This is a genomic window from Flavobacterium daejeonense DSM 17708 (assembly GCF_000425425.1).
GTDB classification, from domain to species: Bacteria; Bacteroidota; Bacteroidia; order Flavobacteriales; family Flavobacteriaceae; genus Flavobacterium; species Flavobacterium daejeonense.
Genome location: NZ_AUDK01000005.1, coordinates 1 through 20,982, shown reverse-complemented (window position 1 = coordinate 20,982; position 20,982 = coordinate 1). Strand labels below are relative to the sequence as shown.

Sequence of the window (20,982 nt, the reverse complement as noted above, 5' to 3'; positions counted from 1 at the left end):
GCAGCTTAACTTTTCATGAATTCAAATACTTCCAAAAACCAAAAAGCTTTCTTTTTTTAAGATATTCTAAATCCGTTTCATTGTTGTAAGCTTCTCTTTCGAAAGAAATATTTCGATAGGCATGATTTTTGTTGTTGTATTTCAGAAGGTTAAAAAGATATTCTAAAAAATACCAAACAAAAAAAGGCAGAATTAACAACTCTGTTTGTTGTCGTAAATGAATACGCTCGTGATTGACAAAAACAGCATTGTCTTTATCAACACGAAATTTCAAAAACACAAAAGGAAAAACCGTCAACCCGCGGAATCCTTTCGGTATTAAATACTTGTTAACAACAAAAAACATTGGTCTTTTAATTTATAAATTTGTATAAATAATACTATTGAATGACAGGACAAAGTAATGAAAATAAATTAACTGAAGGCGAAGATTTCTATTACACCGCCGAAGGTTACAAATGTTTTACCGAAAAATACCATTTAAAAAGAGGCTATTGCTGTAAAAGTGGCTGCCGACATTGTCCTTATGGATATGATAAAAAAACAGGAAGGATACGAAAATAGCTTTTATTTCAAACTTTTCCCTTTTTAAAAGTTCTAATCAAAACCTGAATTTTAATTATACATTAGTAATCAAATAATTGCATTATGAAAACAATCAAAATAATACCCTTATTATTTCTTTTTCTGCTAAGTGCCTGTAGCTCGATAAGAGTCAACTCTGATTACGACAGCCACGTGGATTTTAGCCAATACAAAACCTATGCTTTCCACAAAAAAGGAATTGACCGTGTTCAGATTTCGGAACTGGACAAAAAAAGAATTTTACACGCCATCGACAATGCGTTAATGCAGAAAGGAATGAGTAAAAGTGAAAATCCCGACTTATTAGTCAATATTTTCACTAAAGAAAGAGAACAAATTGACGTGAACCAATTTAACATGGGTTGGGGATACGGCTGGGGATGGGGTTGGAATCCTTATTTCTGGGGAGGCAATACCTATGTTTCCTCGTCCACTCAGGGAACGCTTTTTATCGATTTAATCGATGCTAAGAAAAAAGAACTCGTTTGGGAAGGACAAGGAATTGGAATCCTAACCGAAAACCGAAAAGAAAAAGAAAAACAAATCAACGAATTTGTTTCTAAAATTTTAGCTCAGTTTCCTCCTGCTCCCGAAACAAAATAAACAACAGCTGAATTCTAAAGGCAAAAATTTATATATTTGTTAAACAATTCAAAAACATGAAAAAATTGATTGACATCCGTATCGCGATTAACATTATTATTCCCTGATAATGACGGAGAGTTATGTAAATCAGTACCAAAAATACAATTTATCAAACCTCCGTTAAGGAGGTTTTTTTATACCGGAATTATGAGTTTATTTCAACAAATAGAAGAAGCCAAAAAACAATTACAGGATGTTGTAATGGCAACACCTTTGTCCAAAAATTTAAATCTTTCTAACGAATTTAACGCTACAATTTTATTAAAAAGAGAAGATTTACAAACCGTTCGTTCTTATAAAATCAGAGGTGCTTATAACAAAATAAGCACCCTTACTGCCGAAGAACAGGAACAGGGTGTTATTTGCGCCAGCGCCGGAAATCACGCTCAGGGTGTGGCTTATTCCTGCAAATTGCTTCAGATAAAAGGCAAAATTTACATGCCTAAAACCACTCCGAAACAAAAAATAAAACAAGTAAAACTTTTTGGAGAGAATTATGTAGAAATCATCCTTACGGGTGATACTTTTGATGATGCTTATGCGGCCGCAATAGCAGAATCCACTAAAAACAAAATGGCTTTTATTCATCCTTTTGACGATGAAAAAGTAATTGCCGGTCAGGGAACTGTAGGACTCGAAATCTTAGAAAGCTATAAAAAACCAATTGATTATGTCTTTGTTCCAATAGGTGGTGGCGGATTAGCCTCCGGACTTTCGGAAGTTTTTAAACATTTAAGTCCGCAAACTAAAATCATTGGTGTAGAACCTGAAGGCGCACCTTCGATGCAAACTTCCATCGCCAATAACAAAGTAACCGTTTTAGACAATATCGACAAATTTGTTGACGGAGCAGCCGTAAAACAAGTGGGCAAACTCACTTTTGACATTTGTAAAAAAAGCCTAAGCGACATTATTCTGGTTCCGGAAGGCAAAGTTTGCACCAGCATTTTGCGTTTATACAACGAAGAAGCCATGGTAGTTGAACCAGCAGGAGCTTTATCCATAGCAGCCTTGGATTTTTACAAAGAAAAAATTAAAGGCAAAACCGTCGTTTGTATCGTCAGCGGAAGCAACAACGACATTGAACGCACCGCCGAAATAAAAGAACGCTCCTTGCTTTATGAAGGACTGATGCATTATTTTATGATTCAGTTTCCGCAACGTCCCGGCGCTTTAAAAGAATTTGTCAACGACATTTTAGGCCCGGACGACGATATTACCTATTTCCAGTTTACCAAGAAAAACAATCGCGAAACAGGTCCGGCCGTTGTAGGGCTTGAACTTAAAAATAAAAATGATATTGAAGCTATTAAAACCAAGATGAATAACAAGGGTTTTGAATACAAATATCTCAATGACAAACTTGATTTATTCAACCAGCTAATTGGCTAAAAAATATATTTCCGCAATCCATTATTCGATCAAAAATGCCTGATTTAAACGATATACAAAATCTTGATGATATCATACTATTGGTAGATACTTTTTATTCCAAAGTTCAAAAAGACCCGCTGATTGGTCCAATTTTCAATGAAAAAATTGGCAATAACTGGCCGGCACATTTAGAACGCATGTACCGTTTTTGGCAAACTATTTTACTGGAAGAACACACTTATTCCGGAAGTCCGTTTCCGCCACACAAACATTTACCGGTAGAAAAAGCACATTTTAATCGTTGGATGGAAATTTTTACCGAAACCATTGACGGACTTTACGCCGGAAATCTTGCCGAAGAAGCCAAACTTCGCGCTAAAAATATGGCCGAAATGTTCTTTTACAAAATAGAGTATTTTAGAACCGGGGGACGTAATTTCTTTGAAGCGTAACATTCTTCATTATTTTTCAAACTAAAAATCGAATTCTCTTTCACAAACTAAAATTTCATAAAAGGGTAACGAGTACACATATCGGCAATTTTTTTCTGAAGTTTTACCAAAAACTTTTGATGACTTTCGGATTCCGGATTAAAAGGACGATGATTCAAACTACTTTGAATACTTCCTATTTCTTCCAAAACCGGCAAAGCTGATTTTGAAATTGCTGTTTCTTTAAATCGCTCCCAGATATAATCTATCGCGAGCTGATTAGGATGCAACATATCCTCAGCATAAAAACGATAATCCCGTAATTCGTCCATCATGATTTCGTAGCTTGGAAAATAGTTATGAGTTGTGAGTTGTGAGTTATCAGTTGAATGAATTGCTGCAATCAAATGCGCTTTACTCCATTGATTTTCGACAAAACCATCTTTAATGTGACGCACGGGAGAAACGGTAAGTATAAATTTAGCCTCCGGATTTACCGTTTGAATAAGCTGAATAGTATTCTGAAGAGCCGTTTGAATCCTTTCAATTGAAAGTAATTCTTTGGTAAATTGTTTTTGAGGCACTTTATGACAATTGGCTACAATTTGATTGCTTTCTTTATTTCGATACACCCAAGCCGTTCCGTAAGTAATTAAAAAATGTGTCGATTCGCTGATTTGTTGATTTGTTGAATCGATTAAATCATTCAATGAATCTAAAAAAATTGCTTTATCCTGATTAGAAAGTTCCGAATGCACTTCGAAACAATGCCACAAATCATTGTGATAAAAAATATCTTCTTCGGTAAAAAAACGCTTATGAACGGCACGCTGAACTAATTTTTCAATGGAAACCGGATTGAAGATAATCCCAAAAAGATTGCAGCTGTTTTGAAATTTAAAATACTCCAATTTCTCAGCCATATTCACCGCAAAACAGGAACCCAGACTTAAAATTTTGGAATGGTAATCAATGGGAAACTGAATTTCAGTGATTGGTATTGGGGTACGAAATTGCATTGCCGTTTTTTTCCAAAAATAAGTATTATAACCCGTTGGGAGAAATTAATTTTTGATTATAATTTTTCGTCAGTTCGAGTGATTTTCTCCCGAAGCCTCGGGAAGAAAATCGTATCGAGAACAAGAAAAATTTCATTAAAAACGGTTCTCGTCCCGATAGCTATCGGGACATTTTTTGTTCCGTTTCACTACACAAAAAACACTCGAACTGACGTTTTAGTAATTTCACCCAAAGGGTTATTATAATTTAATACAAATACTGAATTTTAGAATAATTAGGATTCGTCAAACTGGCTTCGGAAACCTGCTCCACCGGGTAATTATCGGCATCATATTTATAAGTTGTTTTATAAATATTCGCCGAAGAAATAGTTCCTTCTCCTTCAGTGACAGTCGTTTCAGAAACCGCCTGAACCATATTATTTCTGGACACCAAAGCGCCCTGATTTAGCAACTTATCGTAGCCCAAAATACTATAATAAGGGTTATTAAACGTATCATAGTCGTAACTTATTTTCATACTAACGGTTTGATTTTCATCTAAAACATCAAACAAACGCTCGTCTTTAATCAGATTTTTATTTTTAAAAGACAACGTTCCGTGATAGACTTTTTGAGCTTCGCTTTTAGTTGTTCCGTTGTATTTCTCATAAGAAACCGTTCCGTCTGAATTATAACTGTAATAAATCGAATAATTTTCAGAAGAAGTAAGCTGAACTAATTTTTCATTTTCGTAACTGAATCCTAAAACCACACTTGATTCCGAATCTTTAACATAAGTTACAATTCTGGAAATAAGTCCGTTTGCATAAGTATAATCAATTCTTTGCTTTGAATTTTCGGCGCTGATAATTTGATTTTCTTGATATTTGAAAACAGAATTCTCAACAACATTATTATCAGTAGTTTCAATTATTTTTACAAAAACTTTCCCTTTATCATCTTTATCGTTCGAACAGGAAGTAAGAACCAAAGCAATAACAAAAATCAGAAAAAATATTTTGGTCAAATTTTTCATGCGATATAGGTTAATTGAACTGGATATTTTTGGGACTCCAAAACTAAATATTTAATAAAGCCAAGCCAACAAAACAGGTTTAACGACCTAAAAACTCGTTCAAAGGACACTTTTAAAAAACAAAAATCAGCCTGCTTTAAAGACAGCCTTTCCTTTTACAGATTTCATCTTTTAGGTTTGCCAATAAACTTCTAAATTCAAAATAAAACAAACCACTGATTTACAAACACTAAAACCATTGATTAAACCCAACCAAAACACCTTAACCCCAGAAAAACACAGTCTTTTAACATCTCATTTTTATCGATAAAAAGCAAGGCACTAGCGGTTTAAAGAGTTTTTTTTCCTTTTAACGATTTTAAGTTGTTTACTAATTTTTTGCTTCTACATTTGACAAGGATACCAGCAAAACACACTATGAAAAATATATTTAACCCTATTTACAGACAGGGCTTTTTCGAAGGCTATTCAGCGGGACAAAATCCTTATTCTGAAGTAAAAAATAAAACTTCCAATCCGGCATTTAATGATGGTTTTAATTCCGGCCGACTGGATTATGAAAGTTTGAATGGAAGTGTCCAGGAAGGAATTCCTAAAAAAATTATTACCGAAAAAATTCTGGATGAATTTTTATTAGCCGGCTTATTAGGAATTAATGTTGACACCGACGGTTATACGCATTTCCAAATAGCCATTCTGTTAAAATGGTATCAAAGCGGTATTGAACAATACGACCCAAAAGAGAACAGTTACTTACTGGATATTCTGGAAGAAAACGGAATTGAAATAAGTTACTCAGAAAAATAAAATTAAGTTTATCAATTCTTTTTAAGAGATTAAAAGAATAGCATTTTGTCTTCTTTTTTGTCCCAAAGATCCAAACTTAAACCAGAAAACCCTTTTAATTTGTCCTTCGCAAACTAAAAGGGTTTTTCTTATTTATACCTCACGAAAGATCATTTTACAAACTCAACAGCCTTCGCTAAAGCTTCCTGAATTCCTGCCGCATTTTTACCTCCGGCTGTGGCAAAGAACGGCTGTCCTCCTCCTCCGCCTTGGATATATTTACCCAATTCACGAACCACTTGTCCAGCATTCAAGTTTTTCGCAGCCACTAATTCTTTAGAAATATAACAAGTTAACATTGGTTTATCTTCGTTTACAGTTGCTAACACCACAAATAAGTTTTCCTTATTACTTCCTAATTCGTGAACCAAATCTTTAGCTCCTGAAGGATCTAAATCTACTTGCTTCGCTAAGAATTGTACTCCGTTTACTTCCTGTAATTCCTGAGCCAATTCGCCTTTCATATTTTTAGCTTTCTCTTTCAACAAAGCTTCTACTTGTTTTTTCAATTTAGCATTTTCATCCTGCAAAGAAACCACCGCTTTTACAGTATCCTGTGGATTTTTCAATGCCGATTTAATTTCTCCCAATAATTCTTCCTGAGAAGCAAAAAACTGTCTTACTCCTTCTCCGGTAATTGCTTCCACACGACGGATTCCGGCAGCAACTGCTCCTTCGGAAACAATTTTGAAAGACCAAATATCAGCCGTATTATCCACGTGGATTCCTCCACATAATTCCATACTGTCACCAAATTTAATCGCACGCACATTATCCCCGTATTTTTCTCCAAACAAAGCCATTGCACCTTCGTCTAAAGCCTGCTGAATTGGAATACTTCTCCTTTCAATCAATGGCAATTGCTCCTGAATTCTGGCATTTACAAAATCTTCAACTTGTTGCAATTCTTCATCGGTTACTTTTGAAAAATGAGAAAAGTCAAAACGTAAATTTTTAGGATTTACCAATGAACCTTTTTGCTCCACATGCGTTCCTAAAATACTACGCAACGCCTGATGCATCAAGTGCGTAGCCGAGTGATTTTTAGAAGTTGCAGTTCGTAAATCGGTATTTACTTTCGCTACAAAAGATGCTGAAATATTTTCCGGTAATTTTTTGGCAAAATGCAAAATCAGGTTATTCTCTTTCTTGGTATCAATAATTTCAATCGTCTCATTAGCTGAAACCAAAGTTCCTTTGTCTCCAACCTGTCCTCCGCCTTCCGGATAGAATGGTGTCGCATCCAAAACAATTTGGTACATCACCCCGTCTTTCTTAGAATCAACCTTACGGATTCGGGTGATTTTTACCTCATTTTCCGTTTGATCATAACCTACAAAAGACTCTATATTACCTTCAACTAAGATTTTCCAGTCATCTGTAGAAACTTCTGATGCCGCACGGGAACGATTTTTTTGCTCCTGCATGGAAGCTTCAAATTCAGCTTCGTTAAACGACATTCCTTTTTCCTTTAAAATCAAGGCGGTCAAATCTTTTGGAAAGCCAAAAGTATCATATAATTCAAAAGCTTTCACTCCGGAAACTTCCGTTCCTTTAGTTTCAGCTACAACATTTTCCAACAACTGTAATCCTTGCTCCAAAGTTCTTAGGAAAGAAGCTTCCTCTTCACGAATTACATTGGTAACCAATGTTTGTTGTTTTTTGATTTCAGGGAAAAATTCGCCCATTTGATTCGCCAAAACTTCAACCAATTGATAAATAAAAGGCTCTTTAGTATTTAAGAAAGTAAATCCGTAACGAATGGCACGACGTAAAATACGACGAATAACATATCCTGCTCCGTTGTTAGATGGTAACTGTCCATCAGCAATGGCAAAAGCAACGGCACGTACGTGATCTACAATAACACGAATCGCAATGTTTATTTTGTTTTGCTCTTCGTTTATATCTTTAACTTCGTTAGAAGTATATTTCAATCCGGTAATTTGCTCCACTTTTTCAATAAGCGGGGTAAACACATCGGTATCATAATTAGAAGTTACGTTTTGCATCGCCATACACAAACGCTCAAATCCCATTCCGGTATCTACGTGTTGTGCCGGTAATTTTTCTAAAGAACCATCGGCTTTACGGTTGAATTCCATAAATACATTGTTCCAAATTTCCACTACCTGCGGATGATCGGCATTTACCAGACTGAAACCTGAAACTTCCGCTCTTTCGGCATCCGGACGCAAATCGATATGGATTTCTGAACAAGGTCCGCAAGGTCCCTGATCTCCCATTTCCCAGAAATTATCTTTTTTGTTTCCAAGAATAATGCGATCTTCAGACACAAATTGTTTCCAAATATCAAATGCATCCTGGTCAAAAGGAACGTTTTCGGCTTCGTTTCCTTCAAAAACTGAAACATACAAACGGTCTTTGTCTAATTTTAAGACTTCTGTCAAAAATTCCCAAGCCCACGGAATAGCCTCTTTTTTGAAATAATCACCAAAAGACCAGTTTCCAAGCATTTCAAACATCGTATGATGATAGGTATCAAAACCGACATCTTCTAAATCGTTGTGTTTTCCTGAAACACGAAGACATTTTTGAGTATCCGCAATACGATTACTTTTCGGAGTGGCGTTTCCTAAAAAATATTCTTTAAACTGTGCCATCCCGGAATTGTTAAACATCAGAGTTGGATCGTCTTTTAAAACAATAGGTGCCGAAGGGACAATTAAGTGCCCTTTGCTTTCAAAAAATTGTAAATACGCTTTGCGAATGTCTTGTGATTTCATTTTTATAATTTAATGATTCAAAGATTGAAAAATTTAAAGATTAATTCTTAAACCAAAGGAAACTTAACTCATTAAATTCCAATTTTATAAGCCTTAATCTTTTGCTAAATTCATAAATTCAGCCAGCTTTAAGCTGCTAAATTTTTAAATCTTTCAATCAATTTTATATTATATTTAATACTAAAAAAAGGGCTGCACAAATAAAACATTTATTAAATTTGTTGCAATCCGCTTTTTTGAAGCTGCAAAAATAGGGTATTTTAAAATATGGCGAAAGTAAAATATTATTACGATTCTGAAAATCTGGCATATCGCAAAATCAAAGTCAAAAAAAGAAAGAAATTTGGCTTTGTCGCCCTGTTTTTACTGGCTGCCGCATTGTTTGGTTTTCTGAGTTTTGTAATTCTGCTGAACACCCCTTATTTTGACACTCCCAAAGACCGACTTTTACTTCGGGAAATTGAAAATTTGAAACTAAATTATGCGGTTTTGGACAAAAAAATAGATCAGATAGATAATGTTGTTGAAGCCATCGAAGAGCGAGACAACAATTTGTATCGAACTTATTTCAACACCGCTCCTATTCCTGAAGCAGAAAGAAAATCCGGTTTTACCGATGTAAACCGATACAAAGCCTTAGAAGGTTATGACAATACCCAACTGGTTTTGCAAACCACTAAAAGAGTTGATGTTTTAACCAAAGAGCTGGCTATTCAGTCCAAATCATTGGATTATATTTTAAAATTAGCCAAAGAAAAAAACAAATTACTGGCTGCTATTCCGGCGATTCAGCCTGTCAGAAACGAGAATCTGAAAAGAATGGCTTCCGGATTTGGATACCGTACCGATCCTTTTACCAAGGTTAGAAAAATGCACGAAGGCATGGATTTTACCGCTAAAAAAGGAACGCCGGTTTTTGCCACCGGTGACGGCGTAGTCAAACAGGCAGACAACAGAGCGTCGGGATACGGAAATCATATTGTTATCAGACATGGTTATGGTTATGAAACCTTATATGCTCATTTAAGCAAATACAACTGCAAAGCCGGGCAGCGCATTAAACGTGGCGACATCATTGGATTTGTAGGCAGCACGGGACGTTCGGAAGCACCTCATTTGCATTACGAAGTTCACAAAGACGGTCGAGTAGTGAATCCGCTTAATTTTTATTACGGCAATATTTCGGCAGTCGAATACGTTGCCATTTCAAAATTGGCTAATCAGGAAAATCAGTCATTGGATTAACGATTTTTGACTGTTAATTGCTGATTTTAGAATTAAAACATTGGTTTTTGGAATTTATTAATTTGGAATTTAAAAAATTATGCACATAGAATTACAACCCGGCAAAAGATATTACAGCATAGGCGAAGTAGCCAAAGCATTTGATGTAAATGCTTCGCTCATTCGTTTTTGGGACAGTGAATTTGACATTCTTAAACCTAAAAAGAACGCCAAAGGAAACCGAATGTTCACTCCGGAAGACATTAAAAACCTGCAATTGATTTACCATCTGGTAAAAGAAAGAGGTTTTACGCTCGAAGGAGCCAAAACGCATTTAAAAGAAGGACAAAAGAAAACGCTGGACAAATTTGAAATCATCAGCAAACTGGAAGCTATCAAAGTGCAGTTGACCAACATTAAAAATGAACTATAGATTTAAGATTACAGATTAACGATTTTTGATTTAAGATTACAAACAATAAATAATAAACTTTAAATTAAACAAAAACATGGATTTTAAGAAATTTTTACCTTGGATTATTGGTGCAGTTATTCTTTTTGGAATTTACGGTTGGGTAAAAGGGATCAACAACACTGCGGTAACTTTGAATCAGGATATTGAAGAATCCTGGGGAAATGTTCAAACGGCTTATCAAAGAAGAAATGATTTGATTCCAAATATAGTAAACACCGTAAAAGGATATGCTGAACACGAAAAAAGCACTTTAACAGCAGTTATTGAAGCCCGTGCCAAAGCGACTCAAACTACGGTTGACCCAACTAACATCACGCCGGAACAATTAGAAGCTTTCAACAAAGCACAAAGTGGCGTAAGCAGTTCTTTATCACGATTATTGCTTACTGTAGAACAATATCCAAACCTTAAAGCCGACCAGAATTTCCTAAAATTACAGGACGAATTGGCTAGTACAGAAAACCAGATTTTAACAGCTCGTACGCGTTTTAACGAAGCCGTTAAACCCTACAACACGCACATCAAAACTTTCCCGAATTCCTTATTCGCCGGAATGTTTGGTTTCAAAGAAAAAGCGTATTTCAACGCTGTAGAAGGTGCCGACAAGGCTCCGGAAGTGAAATTCTAAAATCGATTTCAGATTTTTGATTAACGTTCCGATCTATCGGGACGTTAATCTTCATTAAAAAATAATTCCTATGTCAAACGTTGAAGATTTTTTAACTCCGGAAGAAGAACAGGAGATTGTTGAAGCTATTCGCATTGCCGAAAAAAACACTTCAGGAGAGATTCGGGTTCACATCGAAAAGACAACTTCTATAGATGCTTTTGACCGCGCCAAAGAGGTTTTTCACCAACTAAAAATGGATGAAACCCAATTAAAAAACGGGGTTTTAATTTATCTGGCCGTTGACGATCATAATTTTGTTATTTGCGGAGACAAAGGAATCAACGATGTTGTGGAAGATAATTTTTGGAACTGCACCCGCGATGCCATGATCACTCAATTCAAACAAAGAAAATTCAAGCAAGGGCTTGTTGACGGAATTTTAAGAGCCGGAGAGCAACTCAAAAAATATTTTCCGTGGCAGGAAGGCGACACCAACGAATTATCGAACGAAATCTCAAAAGGATAATACAATGCAAAAATCAGAAGGCAGAATGCAGCCATCAGTATTCAGAAAACATTTAAGCTACAAATTAGGCTATTTGTTTTTAGCTTTTATATTCTTACTGAACTGCAATTTATTAGTTGCTCAATTTAAAATCCCCGAAAAACCTTCGTTTCAAACTTCCGTTTACGATTATGCCAATCTTTTTAATTCGAACGAGAAAGCACAATTGGAGGAAAAACTCGTTCGTTATTCTGACAGCACCACTACACAAATTGTAGTCATTACCGTAGAAAGTTTAAAGGGTGAGGATGTTAGTTTGTTAGCTACCAAATGGGCGCAAACCTGGGGAATTGGAGGAACTGCTAAAGACGACAACGGAGTTATCATTCTGATTTCTAAAAACGATCGAAAAATTGCCATCAATCCGGGTTACGGATTGGAAGACCGATTGACAGCCGGAATTGGCGGAGAAATTATCCGAAATATTATTATTCCCGAATTCAAAGCAGGAAGTTTTTATAACGGAGTCGATAAAGGTATTGACGCTTTAATTGATGTTTTTAAAGGCAAATACAAAGGCAGCCGAAAACAAAATCAACAACAGGATTTCCCTATTCTTCCTTTCATTATCATTATCGTTTTGATTTTCATTTTAGCTTCCCGAAATAAAGGAGGCGGTGGAAATTCAGGAAATAATGGCGGTGGCGGACCAAGTTTACTGGATATGATTATTTTAAGTAATTTAGGTCGAAACAGCGGCGGTTTTGGTGGAGGAGGCTTTGGTGGTTCCTCCGGTGGTGGATTTGGAGGCGGCGGCTTCGGTGGTGGCTTTGGCGGAGGAGGATTCTCCGGCGGAGGTTCCAGCGGAAGTTGGTAAAAAAATATATTAAACCAAAAAACCACTTCCAATGGAAGTGGTTTTTTGGTTTTAAAAGTAAATCTTCTTAAAACCTTCTTTCATTATATTTCTTTTCTTTTCCGCCAAATTTACTAATCTTATAAGTTAACGAAAACATGAGATAACGTTTTAAAACCGTGTTTTCCGAATCATAAATATTTGTTGGCGAAATATATCTGGTAGCATTTTGATTCTGATTCAAAAGATCATACACTTTCACTTTAGCCGTTAATTGCTCTTTGAAAAATGTATAACCTAAACTGGTGTTCCATAAATAGAAATCTTTCTTGTAACCATCCGAAATATTCGAATTATAGGAATAAGAAAAATCATTAGCAAAAATCCATTTTTTTCCAAAATAATTAGTGCTTTGCAACTCTGCTCTATGATTAAAATTAGATGTAGAATTAATTGTATAATTCGTATACTTTGAATCATTAAACACCGGATTATAATTAGCCGTTAAACTAAAAAGCTTATCGATTTCATAGGTAAAACTGATTCTTGGATATACTGAAAAAGTATTCGCTTCATAAATTTCTCCATCAACAAATCCTTTATCAAAACTGTATCCCCCGTAAGTTCCTACACTAAACTTATAAATATTGGCCTCTTTTTTTAAAGTTTTATTCCAGGAACCTCCCAGACTAACGGAATAATTCCCGGAAATATTCTCATAAGTACTGGTCGTTTTTAGATTCTCTTTGTCATAAATCATCGAAGAAACCACTCTGTTTTCATAATAATTAGCATACATATACACATAAAAACCCGAACGTGTTGCATAATCGTAATTATTATAACTAATATTCCCTGAATGGGTTTTATTTGGATTCAAATCAGGATTTCCTTTATAAATACCCATAGGATTAGACAAATCTTCAACCGGCAAAAGTTGGTAAGCCGATGGCAAATCGACTCTGTAATCATAATAAATTCCGACGGATTTAGACTTTGAAATCTTATATCTTGAATTCATATTAAAATAAGGCAACACATAGTTTTTTCTTAAACCCATATCCTGTCCCATATAATTAGAAAAAGTATTTTGTCTAATAATCATGGGACCTGCTTCTAAATTGAAATTAATTTTTTTCTTTGTGATTTTAAAAGCCGTTTGTGGTCGAATAAATATATTCTCGGTCGTAAAATAATTGGATTGTGCCGCATTAAAATCATTGTATTCCTGACTCGAATCGTTAAAATCAAAGGTTTTTCTTTCCGTTGAATTCGAATTAATTCTAAAATCACCACCAATTTCTACACTTAAAGAATCGGTTATTTTATTTGAAAATTCCACATTAACATGGTAATTATCGGTTATATTTTTGTTTCTAATATTTTGATTTCTATCAACATCTGTTTCTGCCGGATTCTGAAAATCTACTTTATTGACACTAATCCCGTTAGACTCGTCTTTTGAATTTTCATTATCAAAATTAATGGCTAAAAATTGCTTATTGCCTTTAAAACGTTTGTTAAAAAAAATCGAATTATTAAACTTGTCATTATTTGAATCACTGGAATAATGACTTGTACTTTCGTTAACCAAATCACCGTTAGTATTATAGGATTCTCCCGAAGATTCATTCCTGTTATTAGACTGGCTTTTGTTGAACTTAGGTGCAACCACAATGGTTGCTGTAGAATCTATTTTGTATTCAAATTCAAAATTCAGATTGTGTCCATTAGTTTCGTTATTTGATGTTCCTCTGGATTCGGAATACAAATTTCCGGTTGGTAAAAATGTAGTGACTTTGCTCGAAGTCTTATTCCCAGTATTGGTATTGGTAAAGAAATAACTTCCGGTGGCATCAAAATGTTTAGCGAGTTCGTCAGTATAATTCACCCCAACCATATTCGATCGGGTAATTCCATTACCTCCGCCAAATCGGATTCCGTTTACGGCAAAAGAATTTTGTCCGTAATAATAACCACTTCGACTTCGCCCGCCTCCCATATTATCAAAAATTTCGTTCATCGAAAAACCCGGCGAATTGATATTATTGGACGAAGTCAGCACACTTATTTTTCTTTTATTTTTAAAATAATTGATTAATCCGTTGCTTTCATACCTGTTATCCGTTCCGGCACCCGCCATAATTTTACCAAAAAGTCCTTTGTTTTTATCCTTATCAATCGTCAGATTAATGCTGGCATTATTAGACGAAGCCGCCTGCTTATTGAGTTCTTCTTTTTTAGTTTTGGTATCGCTCACCTGGATTTTATTAATCAAATCGGCAGGCAAACTTTGCAACGCAATTTTTCCGTCTTTATCAAAAAAAGGTTTTCCATTTACTAAAATCTGGTTGACTTCCTTGCCGTTTACGGTAATTTTTCCTTCCTCATCAATAACAACTCCGGGCAATTGTTTTAACAAAGTTTCCACATTGGCATCCGGTCTCACTTTAAAAGAAGAAGCGTTAAATTCCAGAGTATCTTTTTTTATGCGAATAGGCGGCGCCTCACTTTTTATCACCACTTCATTCAATACATTTTCATTTTCTGTCAAAAATAAATTACCAAAATCTTTACTTTCGGTTAACGCATCCATCTCTTTCTTTAATGATTGATAACCCATATAAGAAATTTTTAATACGAACGGCTGGGTAATTTTTTTAGTTTCTAATTTGAAATTGCCATTTTTATCCGTAATCGTATAATCGATTACTGTAGAATCTTTGGCTGATGACAAATATACAGTCGCTGCTTCAATAGGAAATTGATTCTTTTTATCTAACAATTTCCCCTTAACTTCAATAGCATTTTGAGCCTGCAAGGAAATACAATAAAACAATGAAAAAAGAATTGGTAAGAGTCTTTTCATACACAAATAACTTTGGTTAGTCATAAAATAGCTACGCAATCTAAGTCTTTTTGATGAATCAAAGTTATTTCTTACGTGAAAATTAACATATTATTTTTCTTAACAAAAAGAAAACCGCGGTATTTCTAAACTTCTAAAAAATCATTCTTCTCGAAAATTTTAACAATTTTAATCAGTTGCATAAAAATCAGTTGTAACATTTATAAAATTATTTATCTTTATCCTGATTTAAGTTAAACTTAGCCGCGAACGAACAACAGATGCTTTCACAAAAAACCAAATACGCCCTTAAAGCCCTACTCTATTTGGCGCAACAGGATATCAATCATATCTCTAAAACGACCGATATTGCCGAATCGGCTAATATTCCTAAAAAGTTTTTGGAACAAATTCTATTGGACTTAAAAAGAGGTCATTTGGTAGGCAGTAAACAGGGAAAATTAGGCGGCTATTACCTTTTAAAATCGGGTAATGAAATTACTTTAGCCGATATTCATCGTTTATTTGACGGCGCTATCGCTTTATTACCTTGTGCTTCTCTAAATTTTTACGAGCGTTGTTCGGATTGTAAAAACGAGTCGGAATGCCTGCTACGACACGGTTTAATGACAATCAGAGACGAAACTTTGAAAGCCATGCAGGGAATTACAATAGCTTCATTAGTAAAAAAATAAAAAAATATTTATTTAACTCTACTATTTTTATAGAATTTACATACATTTGTATCGATTTACAATTATTACTATAATTATTAAATGATGAAAACAATTCAAAAACGCTTTTTTAAAAAAAGCTCAAAAACGGTTATTACTTTAAATTCAAATAAAACAATTCATTATTGTATGATGTATATGTGTCTTTAAAAAAAATTAATTAAAAACTCTACTAATCATATATAATTAATAAAATAATGAAAACAATTATAAAGAACATATTCACAATTATCTTATTATTAATCATTTCAAGCAGTTTCGCACAAGCCATAAAAGGTCGTGTGACTACCAAGGAAAACAATGCCCTACCGTCGGCAAATGTTGTCATTAACGGAAACACATTCGGAACTACTACCGATGTAAACGGAGATTTCAGCATTGAATCACTAGGGAAATTGCCAATTACACTTTTAATTCAACATGCAGGATACAAAGCCGAAAAAGTATTGCTCTCTACCATACCAGCTACTCCTTTAAACATTATTTTAACAGAAGACAATCAACTGGCAGAAGTAGTGATTTCATCCCGAAGAAGAATTGAGAAAACTCAAAATGTACCAATTCCAATTTCGGTCGTAAGCGGAAAACAAGCCGAACAGGTCGGTGCTTTCAATGTAAACCGAATTAAAGAATTAATTCCTTCGGTACAATTATATTCATCAAACCCTAGAAACACCGGAATTAATATTCGAAGTTTAGGCTCTCCTTTCGGTTTAACAAATGACGGTATTGATCCCGGAGTAGGTTTTTATGTTGACGGTGTATATTATGCCCGTCCTGCTGCGACTACTTTAGATTTTGTCGACATTAGTCAGATTGAAGTGTTACGCGGACCACAGGGAACTTTGTTTGGAAAAAACACCGCTGCCGGAGCTTTTAGCATCACTACCCGAAAACCAAGTTTCACACCAAGCGCCAGTTTTGAAGTGAGTTATGGAAATTATTCTTTACTGCAAGCCAAAGCTTCTGTAACCGGTGGTTTAACAAAAAAAATTGCCGGACGTCTTTCTTTTTCGGGAACACAAAGAGACGGTTTAATCGAAAATGTAGCCACCGGAAAATCGACTAATACTTTGAACAATCAGGGTATCAAAGGGCAACTTTTGTATACCCCGTCAGCCAATACCAATATTTTACTTTCAGCAGATATTACAACCCAACGTCCTGACGGTTATGCGCAGGTTATTGCCGGAGTTGCTCCTACTCAGAGAGCTGCTTACCGACAATTCAATCAAATTATTGCCGATTTGGGTTACCAATTACCAAGCATAAATGCTTTTGACCGAAAAATAGATCAGGATACACCTTGGCGCTCCAATCAGGATATAGGAGGAGCTTCTCTTACTATCGATACTAAAATTGGACAAGGAACTTTAACGTCTACTACTGCATGGCGTTTTTGGAACTGGGATCCATCCAATGACAGAGATTTTACAGGATTACAAGTTTTGGCTAAATCACAAAACCCAACCAGACAAACGCAATTCACACAAGAGGTACGTTATGCAGGTCAAATTGCATCTAAAATCAGTGCCGTGGGAGGTCTCTTTTTTATCGACCAAAATTTACATACTACCGGAACAGAAGAATCAGGAAGTGCGCAATGGCGTTTTTCACAAAGTACAACCAGTTCAAAATGGGCAACACCAGGTTTATTTGAAGGGTACGGAATCAATACAGATGCCCGTATTCATGCAACTTCTGCGGCTGTATTTGGTCAGTTAGACTGGACGATTACTGAAAAATTGCACCTTTTACCTGGTTTACGATACAACTACGACAGAAAAGATGCCGATTACAGTCGTACTACTTACGGCGGTTTAGAAACAACAGATCCGGAATTGATTGCTTTGAAAAAATTAGTATATAGCGATCAAAGTTTTGCTAAAAATACCGATGCAGCTGACTTTTCAGGAAATCTAACCATATCCTACAAACCTGCTGACAGAATAAACACCTATGCAACCTATACAAAAAGCTACAAACCTGTGGGTGTAAATGTAGCGGGATTACCAACGCTTAACGGAGCTCCAATATTGGATTTGGCCGTAATCAAACCGGAAAGCCTAAATCATTATGAAATTGGAGCGAAAACAACGCCATTTAACAATACCATCTTCAACATCACATTCTTTAATACCGATATTACCGATTATCAAACCAATGTTCAGGCGGCTGAACTAGGTGTTAACCGTGGCTATTTAGCCAATGCTGACAAAGTGCGCGTAAGAGGAGCAGAAGTTGATTTTAGTGCATCTATCAACAGTCACTTCAATATAAACGGAGCTGCTACTTATACAGATGGAAAGTATATCAAATTTACCAACGCACCGCTTCCTTTGGAAGAAACAGGAGCTGCCGTTTCTTATAAAGATGTTTCAGGCTCCAGCTTACCGGGAGTTTCCAAATGGGCCGGAAGCTTAGGGGGAGAATATACAACAGACGCTAAATTCTTTGGAAACCTGGGTAAATTCTTCATCGCATTGGATTCTTATAGTCGTTCTGAATTTTCTTCAAGTCCGTCAGCTTCTAAATATTTAATCGTTCCGGGTTATGCTATTTTCAACGGGCGTTTAGGATTCCGTGTTACCGATGGTTTGTCGGTACATATTTGGGGACGAAATCTTTTCAATAAAAATTATTACGAACAATTATTACCGGCAGGAGGAAATACCGGGCAATATGCCGGAGTTTTAGGAGACCAAAGAACCTATGGAATTACTTTGAAATATTCGTTGTAAAAGCTCCCAAAATCAAAACCAATTAATTATGAGATATTTAACCCAAACACAAGATTAAAGTGAGTAACTTTAAGAGAAAATAGGGCTATGAAAAATTTTGCAATTAAACTTGTATGGTTTACAACGGCTTATGTATTTGTATTTGCAGCTTTGAACCAAACCAATGTCAATATACGAATACTATTGTTTATGCACAGTATAGGATTCCTTTTAATCCCATTTATGACTTATACTGTTTTGACTGATAATTACAAAACCAATAAAACATTTAAAGATTGGTATGAGGATTATCCTATAGACACTTTGGACGAAGACGAAGACAAAAACAATTAAATTTTTAAGCCGTTAAATCAAAAATTCCTTTACAGACTCTAGGCTTGTAAAGGGATTTTCTTTTAATAATTATTTATTTTTCGTCGGATTTTGTCTTGTATCAAAAACTCTATTGATATAAATTTTTGATTTACCTTCCCGATAGGTTATTTTACAATGATGGTGAATTAACTTTCTATATTCATACTTTAAATGAACAAAATCTTCATCAACAGCACCTATTTCTTTAAAGTTACTATTCTCTAAAACCTCAGTTCTTTCTCTTAGTCCTGTTGCAATTACAATAGCTTTACTAAAACCGTAAAGCGTTGCATTAAATCTAGTTACTTTTTCTAAATCTTTTAGAGCTCTGGAAGTCCAATAAACTGGCTTTACTACTCCTTCCAACTTTCAATCATTTTTTGAACCTCAGCTTGACTGTGAATTCTTCCTGATTTTATATCACTCTCTGATTCAGCAATCATTTTGTCTTTTTTTAGTTGGACACTATATGCTTTAGCCATTTCATAGAACATCTTGATGAATTTTTCATCGCCTTCATTAATAAACTGATGCAGTTCTTGTTTTAATTCTAATGTACTCATGGCAATAGTTTTTATTGTCTTACAAATTTACAAATTCTATTTCAAAATTTCATATACTACTGAATGAAAGTTAATTGTAATTATTTACAGGCTTTTGAAATACCAATATTTATGACTATCTAAAACAACAAAGAAGCTACAACTTTATTTGTTGTAGCTTCTTAGATGTATTATTTGCTTTTGTTTGCTGGCACAGATTGCATCCCGAAACTTCGGGACTGCGCTATCCCTTGAAAGAGATATTTTGTTATATCCGAGTAATCGGGTTTGCCAAAGTTTCACAAATGCAAGACCAACTTCAAATTAAGCTAAATACCCAAATTGCTTTTAGTGCATGTAGTGGTTGGCAAATTCACATTAGTTTGATTAAAATGTTTGTTCTAGTTAAAATAAATGTAGTTTCGTCTTTTCGTTCAATTTCCATTTTTTCTTTTGTACGAATAAGATAATAATCATTGTTTTCGTTAACTTCATATTTAACTCCAGAATAATAAAGTTTGTCTTTGAGATTTTCAAACACGTAATTTAAAAGTTTCTTTTGGTTTTCAAAATTCCAATTTTCTTTATTATTTTTTAATTTAATTAGAATGTCTTTTTCGCTAATCTTTACAATTTCATACTCTTTTGTGTTGAAGAAATTGATTCCTAATGTAATTTCTTCCACTAGTTTTTTTTCATAGTAAGCAAATCGATTTTCTTTTTTTATAAAATGATCTTCTCTTCCAGATAATCCAGTTTTGCTGTACGGAACTCCCATATTTTCCTTGCTTAAGAGAAATCTCTACTCACATTCATAACTCCAATTATTTGATTTAACATTTGTTATATAATATAACGGAATTGCCATATTTGGAAATTCACATATATCTATGGGCACTAGATCCTTTGTATAATTTGTCGGAATAAAACCTAAATATGTATTATTCCCATTTTCATTTTGGATAATTGTTTCAATACTTTTCTCTAATTCTTCAGTTTTAAACTTTATTTGAAAACCTTTCTCTTGAGTATAATGTGGCCACATTAAAGGATTATTTTCTTTTGCTGTCATTGAAACTACACCAAATTTATTAGACAGAACTTCCCAAAAAAGGGAAATATAACCTTTACAATAGCTATCTTTGCTTATGTCTTCTTCGTAAAATTTCAATAATTCTTGTTTATTATTGGGAAAAAGAAACCCTAAAAAACTTTCATAATAAGAATAATCCAATGGTTTCGATGTCCAAAAAAGAAATGAGCTACTATCTAGTCATTCCTTAAAAAGCCACTATTTTAAATCTCGATTAAAATAGTGGTTTTGTTTTTAGTAAAAAAGTTGAACAATAATTGTAGCCAAAAAATAATTTGCTCTTTGATTTGATTAAATCTGAGCTTTAGATTGTATCCAATTCCCGCTAGTAGTGC

Annotated in this window: 22 protein-coding genes; 13 read left to right on the top strand and 9 right to left on the bottom strand. The window is 34.7% G+C overall.

Translation table 11 applies throughout. The features are described 5' to 3' along the window. Positions 1 to 13: 13 nt before the first annotated feature. A complete protein-coding gene (locus H599_RS0105780; RefSeq protein WP_026713255.1) occupies positions 14 to 346 on the bottom strand; it encodes a hypothetical protein in 333 nt (110 codons plus the stop codon). Between the two features lie 41 nt (positions 347 to 387). Here H599_RS0105780 and H599_RS20880 point away from each other — a divergent pair, with 41 nt between their 5' ends. From H599_RS20880 to H599_RS0105760, 4 genes are all read left to right on the top strand, one after another. Next, positions 388 to 564 (top strand): DUF5522 domain-containing protein, encoded by a 177-nt coding sequence (locus H599_RS20880; RefSeq protein WP_162174250.1) that lies wholly within the window; start codon positions 388 to 390, stop codon positions 562 to 564. A gap of 84 nt (positions 565 to 648) precedes the next feature. Next, a complete protein-coding gene (locus H599_RS0105770; protein WP_026713254.1) occupies positions 649 to 1,188 on the top strand; it encodes a DUF4136 domain-containing protein in 540 nt (179 codons plus the stop codon). Positions 1,189 to 1,377: 189 nt separating this feature from the next. Further along, complete coding sequence (ilvA, locus tag H599_RS0105765; protein ID WP_026713253.1) at positions 1,378 to 2,622, top strand: threonine ammonia-lyase IlvA; 1,245 nt, start codon at positions 1,378 to 1,380, stop codon at positions 2,620 to 2,622. A 35-nt stretch (positions 2,623 to 2,657) separates the two neighbouring features. Further along, a complete protein-coding gene (locus tag H599_RS0105760; protein ID WP_026713252.1) occupies positions 2,658 to 3,056 on the top strand; it encodes a group III truncated hemoglobin in 399 nt (132 codons plus the stop codon). Between the two features lie 47 nt (positions 3,057 to 3,103). On the opposite strand, the gene H599_RS0105755 is transcribed toward H599_RS0105760, so the two are convergent. Both H599_RS0105755 and H599_RS19265 read right to left on the bottom strand, forming a co-directional pair. Next, positions 3,104 to 4,054: a GSCFA domain-containing protein gene (locus H599_RS0105755; RefSeq protein WP_026713251.1), complete on the bottom strand. Its 951-nt coding sequence runs from the start codon at positions 4,052 to 4,054 to the stop codon at positions 3,104 to 3,106. Between the two features lie 247 nt (positions 4,055 to 4,301). After that, entirely contained in the window at positions 4,302 to 5,072 is a 771-nt protein-coding gene (locus H599_RS19265; RefSeq protein WP_051590657.1) for a hypothetical protein, read from the bottom strand. A 417-nt stretch (positions 5,073 to 5,489) separates the two neighbouring features. Here H599_RS19265 and H599_RS0105745 point away from each other — a divergent pair, with 417 nt between their 5' ends. Continuing rightward, entirely contained in the window at positions 5,490 to 5,879 is a 390-nt protein-coding gene (locus H599_RS0105745) for a hypothetical protein (RefSeq protein WP_026713250.1), read from the top strand. Positions 5,880 to 6,028: 149 nt separating this feature from the next. On the opposite strand, the gene alaS is transcribed toward H599_RS0105745, so the two are convergent. After that, positions 6,029 to 8,665 (bottom strand): alanine--tRNA ligase, encoded by a 2,637-nt coding sequence (gene alaS, locus H599_RS0105740; protein ID WP_026713249.1) that lies wholly within the window; start codon positions 8,663 to 8,665, stop codon positions 6,029 to 6,031. Between the two features lie 267 nt (positions 8,666 to 8,932). On the opposite strand from alaS, the gene H599_RS0105735 reads away from it, so the two are divergent. The 5 genes from H599_RS0105735 to H599_RS0105715 all read left to right on the top strand — a co-directional run bounded on the left by H599_RS0105735 (position 8,933) and on the right by H599_RS0105715 (position 12,356). Beyond that, positions 8,933 to 9,910: a M23 family metallopeptidase gene (locus H599_RS0105735; protein ID WP_026713248.1), complete on the top strand. Its 978-nt coding sequence runs from the start codon at positions 8,933 to 8,935 to the stop codon at positions 9,908 to 9,910. A gap of 79 nt (positions 9,911 to 9,989) precedes the next feature. Beyond that, positions 9,990 to 10,322 (top strand): MerR family transcriptional regulator, encoded by a 333-nt coding sequence (locus H599_RS0105730; RefSeq protein ID WP_026713247.1) that lies wholly within the window; start codon positions 9,990 to 9,992, stop codon positions 10,320 to 10,322. Positions 10,323 to 10,398: 76 nt separating this feature from the next. Next, positions 10,399 to 10,992, top strand: coding sequence for a LemA family protein (locus H599_RS0105725; RefSeq protein WP_026713246.1), 594 nt, complete (start codon positions 10,399 to 10,401; stop codon positions 10,990 to 10,992). A 70-nt stretch (positions 10,993 to 11,062) separates the two neighbouring features. Then, positions 11,063 to 11,500, top strand: a complete 438-nt coding sequence (locus tag H599_RS0105720; RefSeq protein ID WP_026713245.1) for a TPM domain-containing protein — start codon at positions 11,063 to 11,065, stop codon at positions 11,498 to 11,500. A gap of 4 nt (positions 11,501 to 11,504) precedes the next feature. Next, positions 11,505 to 12,356, top strand: a complete 852-nt coding sequence (locus H599_RS0105715; RefSeq protein WP_245600495.1) for a TPM domain-containing protein — start codon at positions 11,505 to 11,507, stop codon at positions 12,354 to 12,356. 67 nt (positions 12,357 to 12,423) lie between these two features. Here the strand turns inward: H599_RS0105715 and H599_RS0105710 are convergent, their stop codons facing one another. Further along, a complete protein-coding gene (locus tag H599_RS0105710) occupies positions 12,424 to 15,204 on the bottom strand; it encodes an outer membrane beta-barrel protein (RefSeq protein ID WP_026713243.1) in 2,781 nt (926 codons plus the stop codon). 260 nt (positions 15,205 to 15,464) lie between these two features. On the opposite strand from H599_RS0105710, the gene H599_RS0105705 reads away from it, so the two are divergent. The 3 genes from H599_RS0105705 to H599_RS0105695 all read left to right on the top strand — a co-directional run bounded on the left by H599_RS0105705 (position 15,465) and on the right by H599_RS0105695 (position 18,991). Then, entirely contained in the window at positions 15,465 to 15,878 is a 414-nt protein-coding gene (locus tag H599_RS0105705; RefSeq protein WP_026713242.1) for an RrF2 family transcriptional regulator, read from the top strand. Between the two features lie 236 nt (positions 15,879 to 16,114). After that, a complete protein-coding gene (locus H599_RS0105700; protein ID WP_026713241.1) occupies positions 16,115 to 18,658 on the top strand; it encodes a TonB-dependent receptor in 2,544 nt (847 codons plus the stop codon). 87 nt (positions 18,659 to 18,745) lie between these two features. Then, positions 18,746 to 18,991 carry a hypothetical protein gene (locus H599_RS0105695; protein ID WP_026713240.1) on the top strand — a complete coding sequence of 82 codons (246 nt, stop codon included), beginning with the start codon at positions 18,746 to 18,748 and terminating at the stop codon, positions 18,989 to 18,991. Between the two features lie 69 nt (positions 18,992 to 19,060). Here H599_RS0105695 and H599_RS0105690 read toward each other — a convergent pair whose 3' ends face one another. From H599_RS0105690 to H599_RS0105675, 4 genes are all read right to left on the bottom strand, one after another. After that, entirely contained in the window at positions 19,061 to 19,378 is a 318-nt protein-coding gene (locus H599_RS0105690) for a type II toxin-antitoxin system RelE/ParE family toxin (protein ID WP_026713239.1), read from the bottom strand. Beyond that, on the bottom strand, positions 19,366 to 19,575 hold the full coding sequence (locus H599_RS0105685; protein WP_026713238.1) for a hypothetical protein: 210 nt from the start codon (positions 19,573 to 19,575) through the stop codon (positions 19,366 to 19,368). The genes H599_RS0105690 and H599_RS0105685 overlap by 13 nt, the downstream gene beginning before the upstream one ends. A gap of 352 nt (positions 19,576 to 19,927) precedes the next feature. Further along, complete coding sequence (locus H599_RS0105680; RefSeq protein ID WP_026713237.1) at positions 19,928 to 20,332, bottom strand: hypothetical protein; 405 nt, start codon at positions 20,330 to 20,332, stop codon at positions 19,928 to 19,930. A gap of 24 nt (positions 20,333 to 20,356) precedes the next feature. After that, positions 20,357 to 20,788: a DUF2971 domain-containing protein gene (locus tag H599_RS0105675; protein WP_026713236.1), complete on the bottom strand. Its 432-nt coding sequence runs from the start codon at positions 20,786 to 20,788 to the stop codon at positions 20,357 to 20,359. Positions 20,789 to 20,982: the final 194 nt, after the last annotated feature.

What these genes read in the sequence shown, in the direction of transcription:
- H599_RS0105735 (WP_026713248.1), top strand. Translation starts at nt 8,933, where the DNA reads ATGGCGAAAGTAAAATATTATTACGATTCTGAAAATCTGGCATATCGC.
- H599_RS20880 (WP_162174250.1), top strand. Translation starts at nt 388, where the DNA reads ATGACAGGACAAAGTAATGAAAATAAATTAACTGAAGGCGAAGATTTC.
- H599_RS0105760 (WP_026713252.1), top strand. Translation starts at nt 2,658, where the DNA reads ATGCCTGATTTAAACGATATACAAAATCTTGATGATATCATACTATTG.
- alaS (WP_026713249.1), bottom strand. Translation starts at nt 8,665, where the DNA reads ATGAAATCACAAGACATTCGCAAAGCGTATTTACAATTTTTTGAAAGC.
- H599_RS0105705 (WP_026713242.1), top strand. Translation starts at nt 15,465, where the DNA reads ATGCTTTCACAAAAAACCAAATACGCCCTTAAAGCCCTACTCTATTTG.
- H599_RS0105730 (WP_026713247.1), top strand. Translation starts at nt 9,990, where the DNA reads ATGCACATAGAATTACAACCCGGCAAAAGATATTACAGCATAGGCGAA.
- H599_RS0105700 (WP_026713241.1), top strand. Translation starts at nt 16,115, where the DNA reads ATGAAAACAATTATAAAGAACATATTCACAATTATCTTATTATTAATC.
- H599_RS0105685 (WP_026713238.1), bottom strand. Translation starts at nt 19,575, where the DNA reads ATGAGTACATTAGAATTAAAACAAGAACTGCATCAGTTTATTAATGAA.
- H599_RS0105755 (WP_026713251.1), bottom strand. Translation starts at nt 4,054, where the DNA reads ATGCAATTTCGTACCCCAATACCAATCACTGAAATTCAGTTTCCCATT.
- H599_RS0105710 (WP_026713243.1), bottom strand. Translation starts at nt 15,204, where the DNA reads ATGAAAAGACTCTTACCAATTCTTTTTTCATTGTTTTATTGTATTTCC.
- H599_RS0105780 (WP_026713255.1), bottom strand. Translation starts at nt 346, where the DNA reads ATGTTTTTTGTTGTTAACAAGTATTTAATACCGAAAGGATTCCGCGGG.
- H599_RS0105695 (WP_026713240.1), top strand. Translation starts at nt 18,746, where the DNA reads ATGAAAAATTTTGCAATTAAACTTGTATGGTTTACAACGGCTTATGTA.
- H599_RS0105725 (WP_026713246.1), top strand. Translation starts at nt 10,399, where the DNA reads ATGGATTTTAAGAAATTTTTACCTTGGATTATTGGTGCAGTTATTCTT.
- H599_RS0105680 (WP_026713237.1), bottom strand. Translation starts at nt 20,332, where the DNA reads ATGGGAGTTCCGTACAGCAAAACTGGATTATCTGGAAGAGAAGATCAT.
- H599_RS19265 (WP_051590657.1), bottom strand. Translation starts at nt 5,072, where the DNA reads ATGAAAAATTTGACCAAAATATTTTTTCTGATTTTTGTTATTGCTTTG.
- H599_RS0105715 (WP_245600495.1), top strand. Translation starts at nt 11,505, where the DNA reads ATGCAAAAATCAGAAGGCAGAATGCAGCCATCAGTATTCAGAAAACAT.
- H599_RS0105745 (WP_026713250.1), top strand. Translation starts at nt 5,490, where the DNA reads ATGAAAAATATATTTAACCCTATTTACAGACAGGGCTTTTTCGAAGGC.
- ilvA (WP_026713253.1), top strand. Translation starts at nt 1,378, where the DNA reads ATGAGTTTATTTCAACAAATAGAAGAAGCCAAAAAACAATTACAGGAT.
- H599_RS0105770 (WP_026713254.1), top strand. Translation starts at nt 649, where the DNA reads ATGAAAACAATCAAAATAATACCCTTATTATTTCTTTTTCTGCTAAGT.
- H599_RS0105720 (WP_026713245.1), top strand. Translation starts at nt 11,063, where the DNA reads ATGTCAAACGTTGAAGATTTTTTAACTCCGGAAGAAGAACAGGAGATT.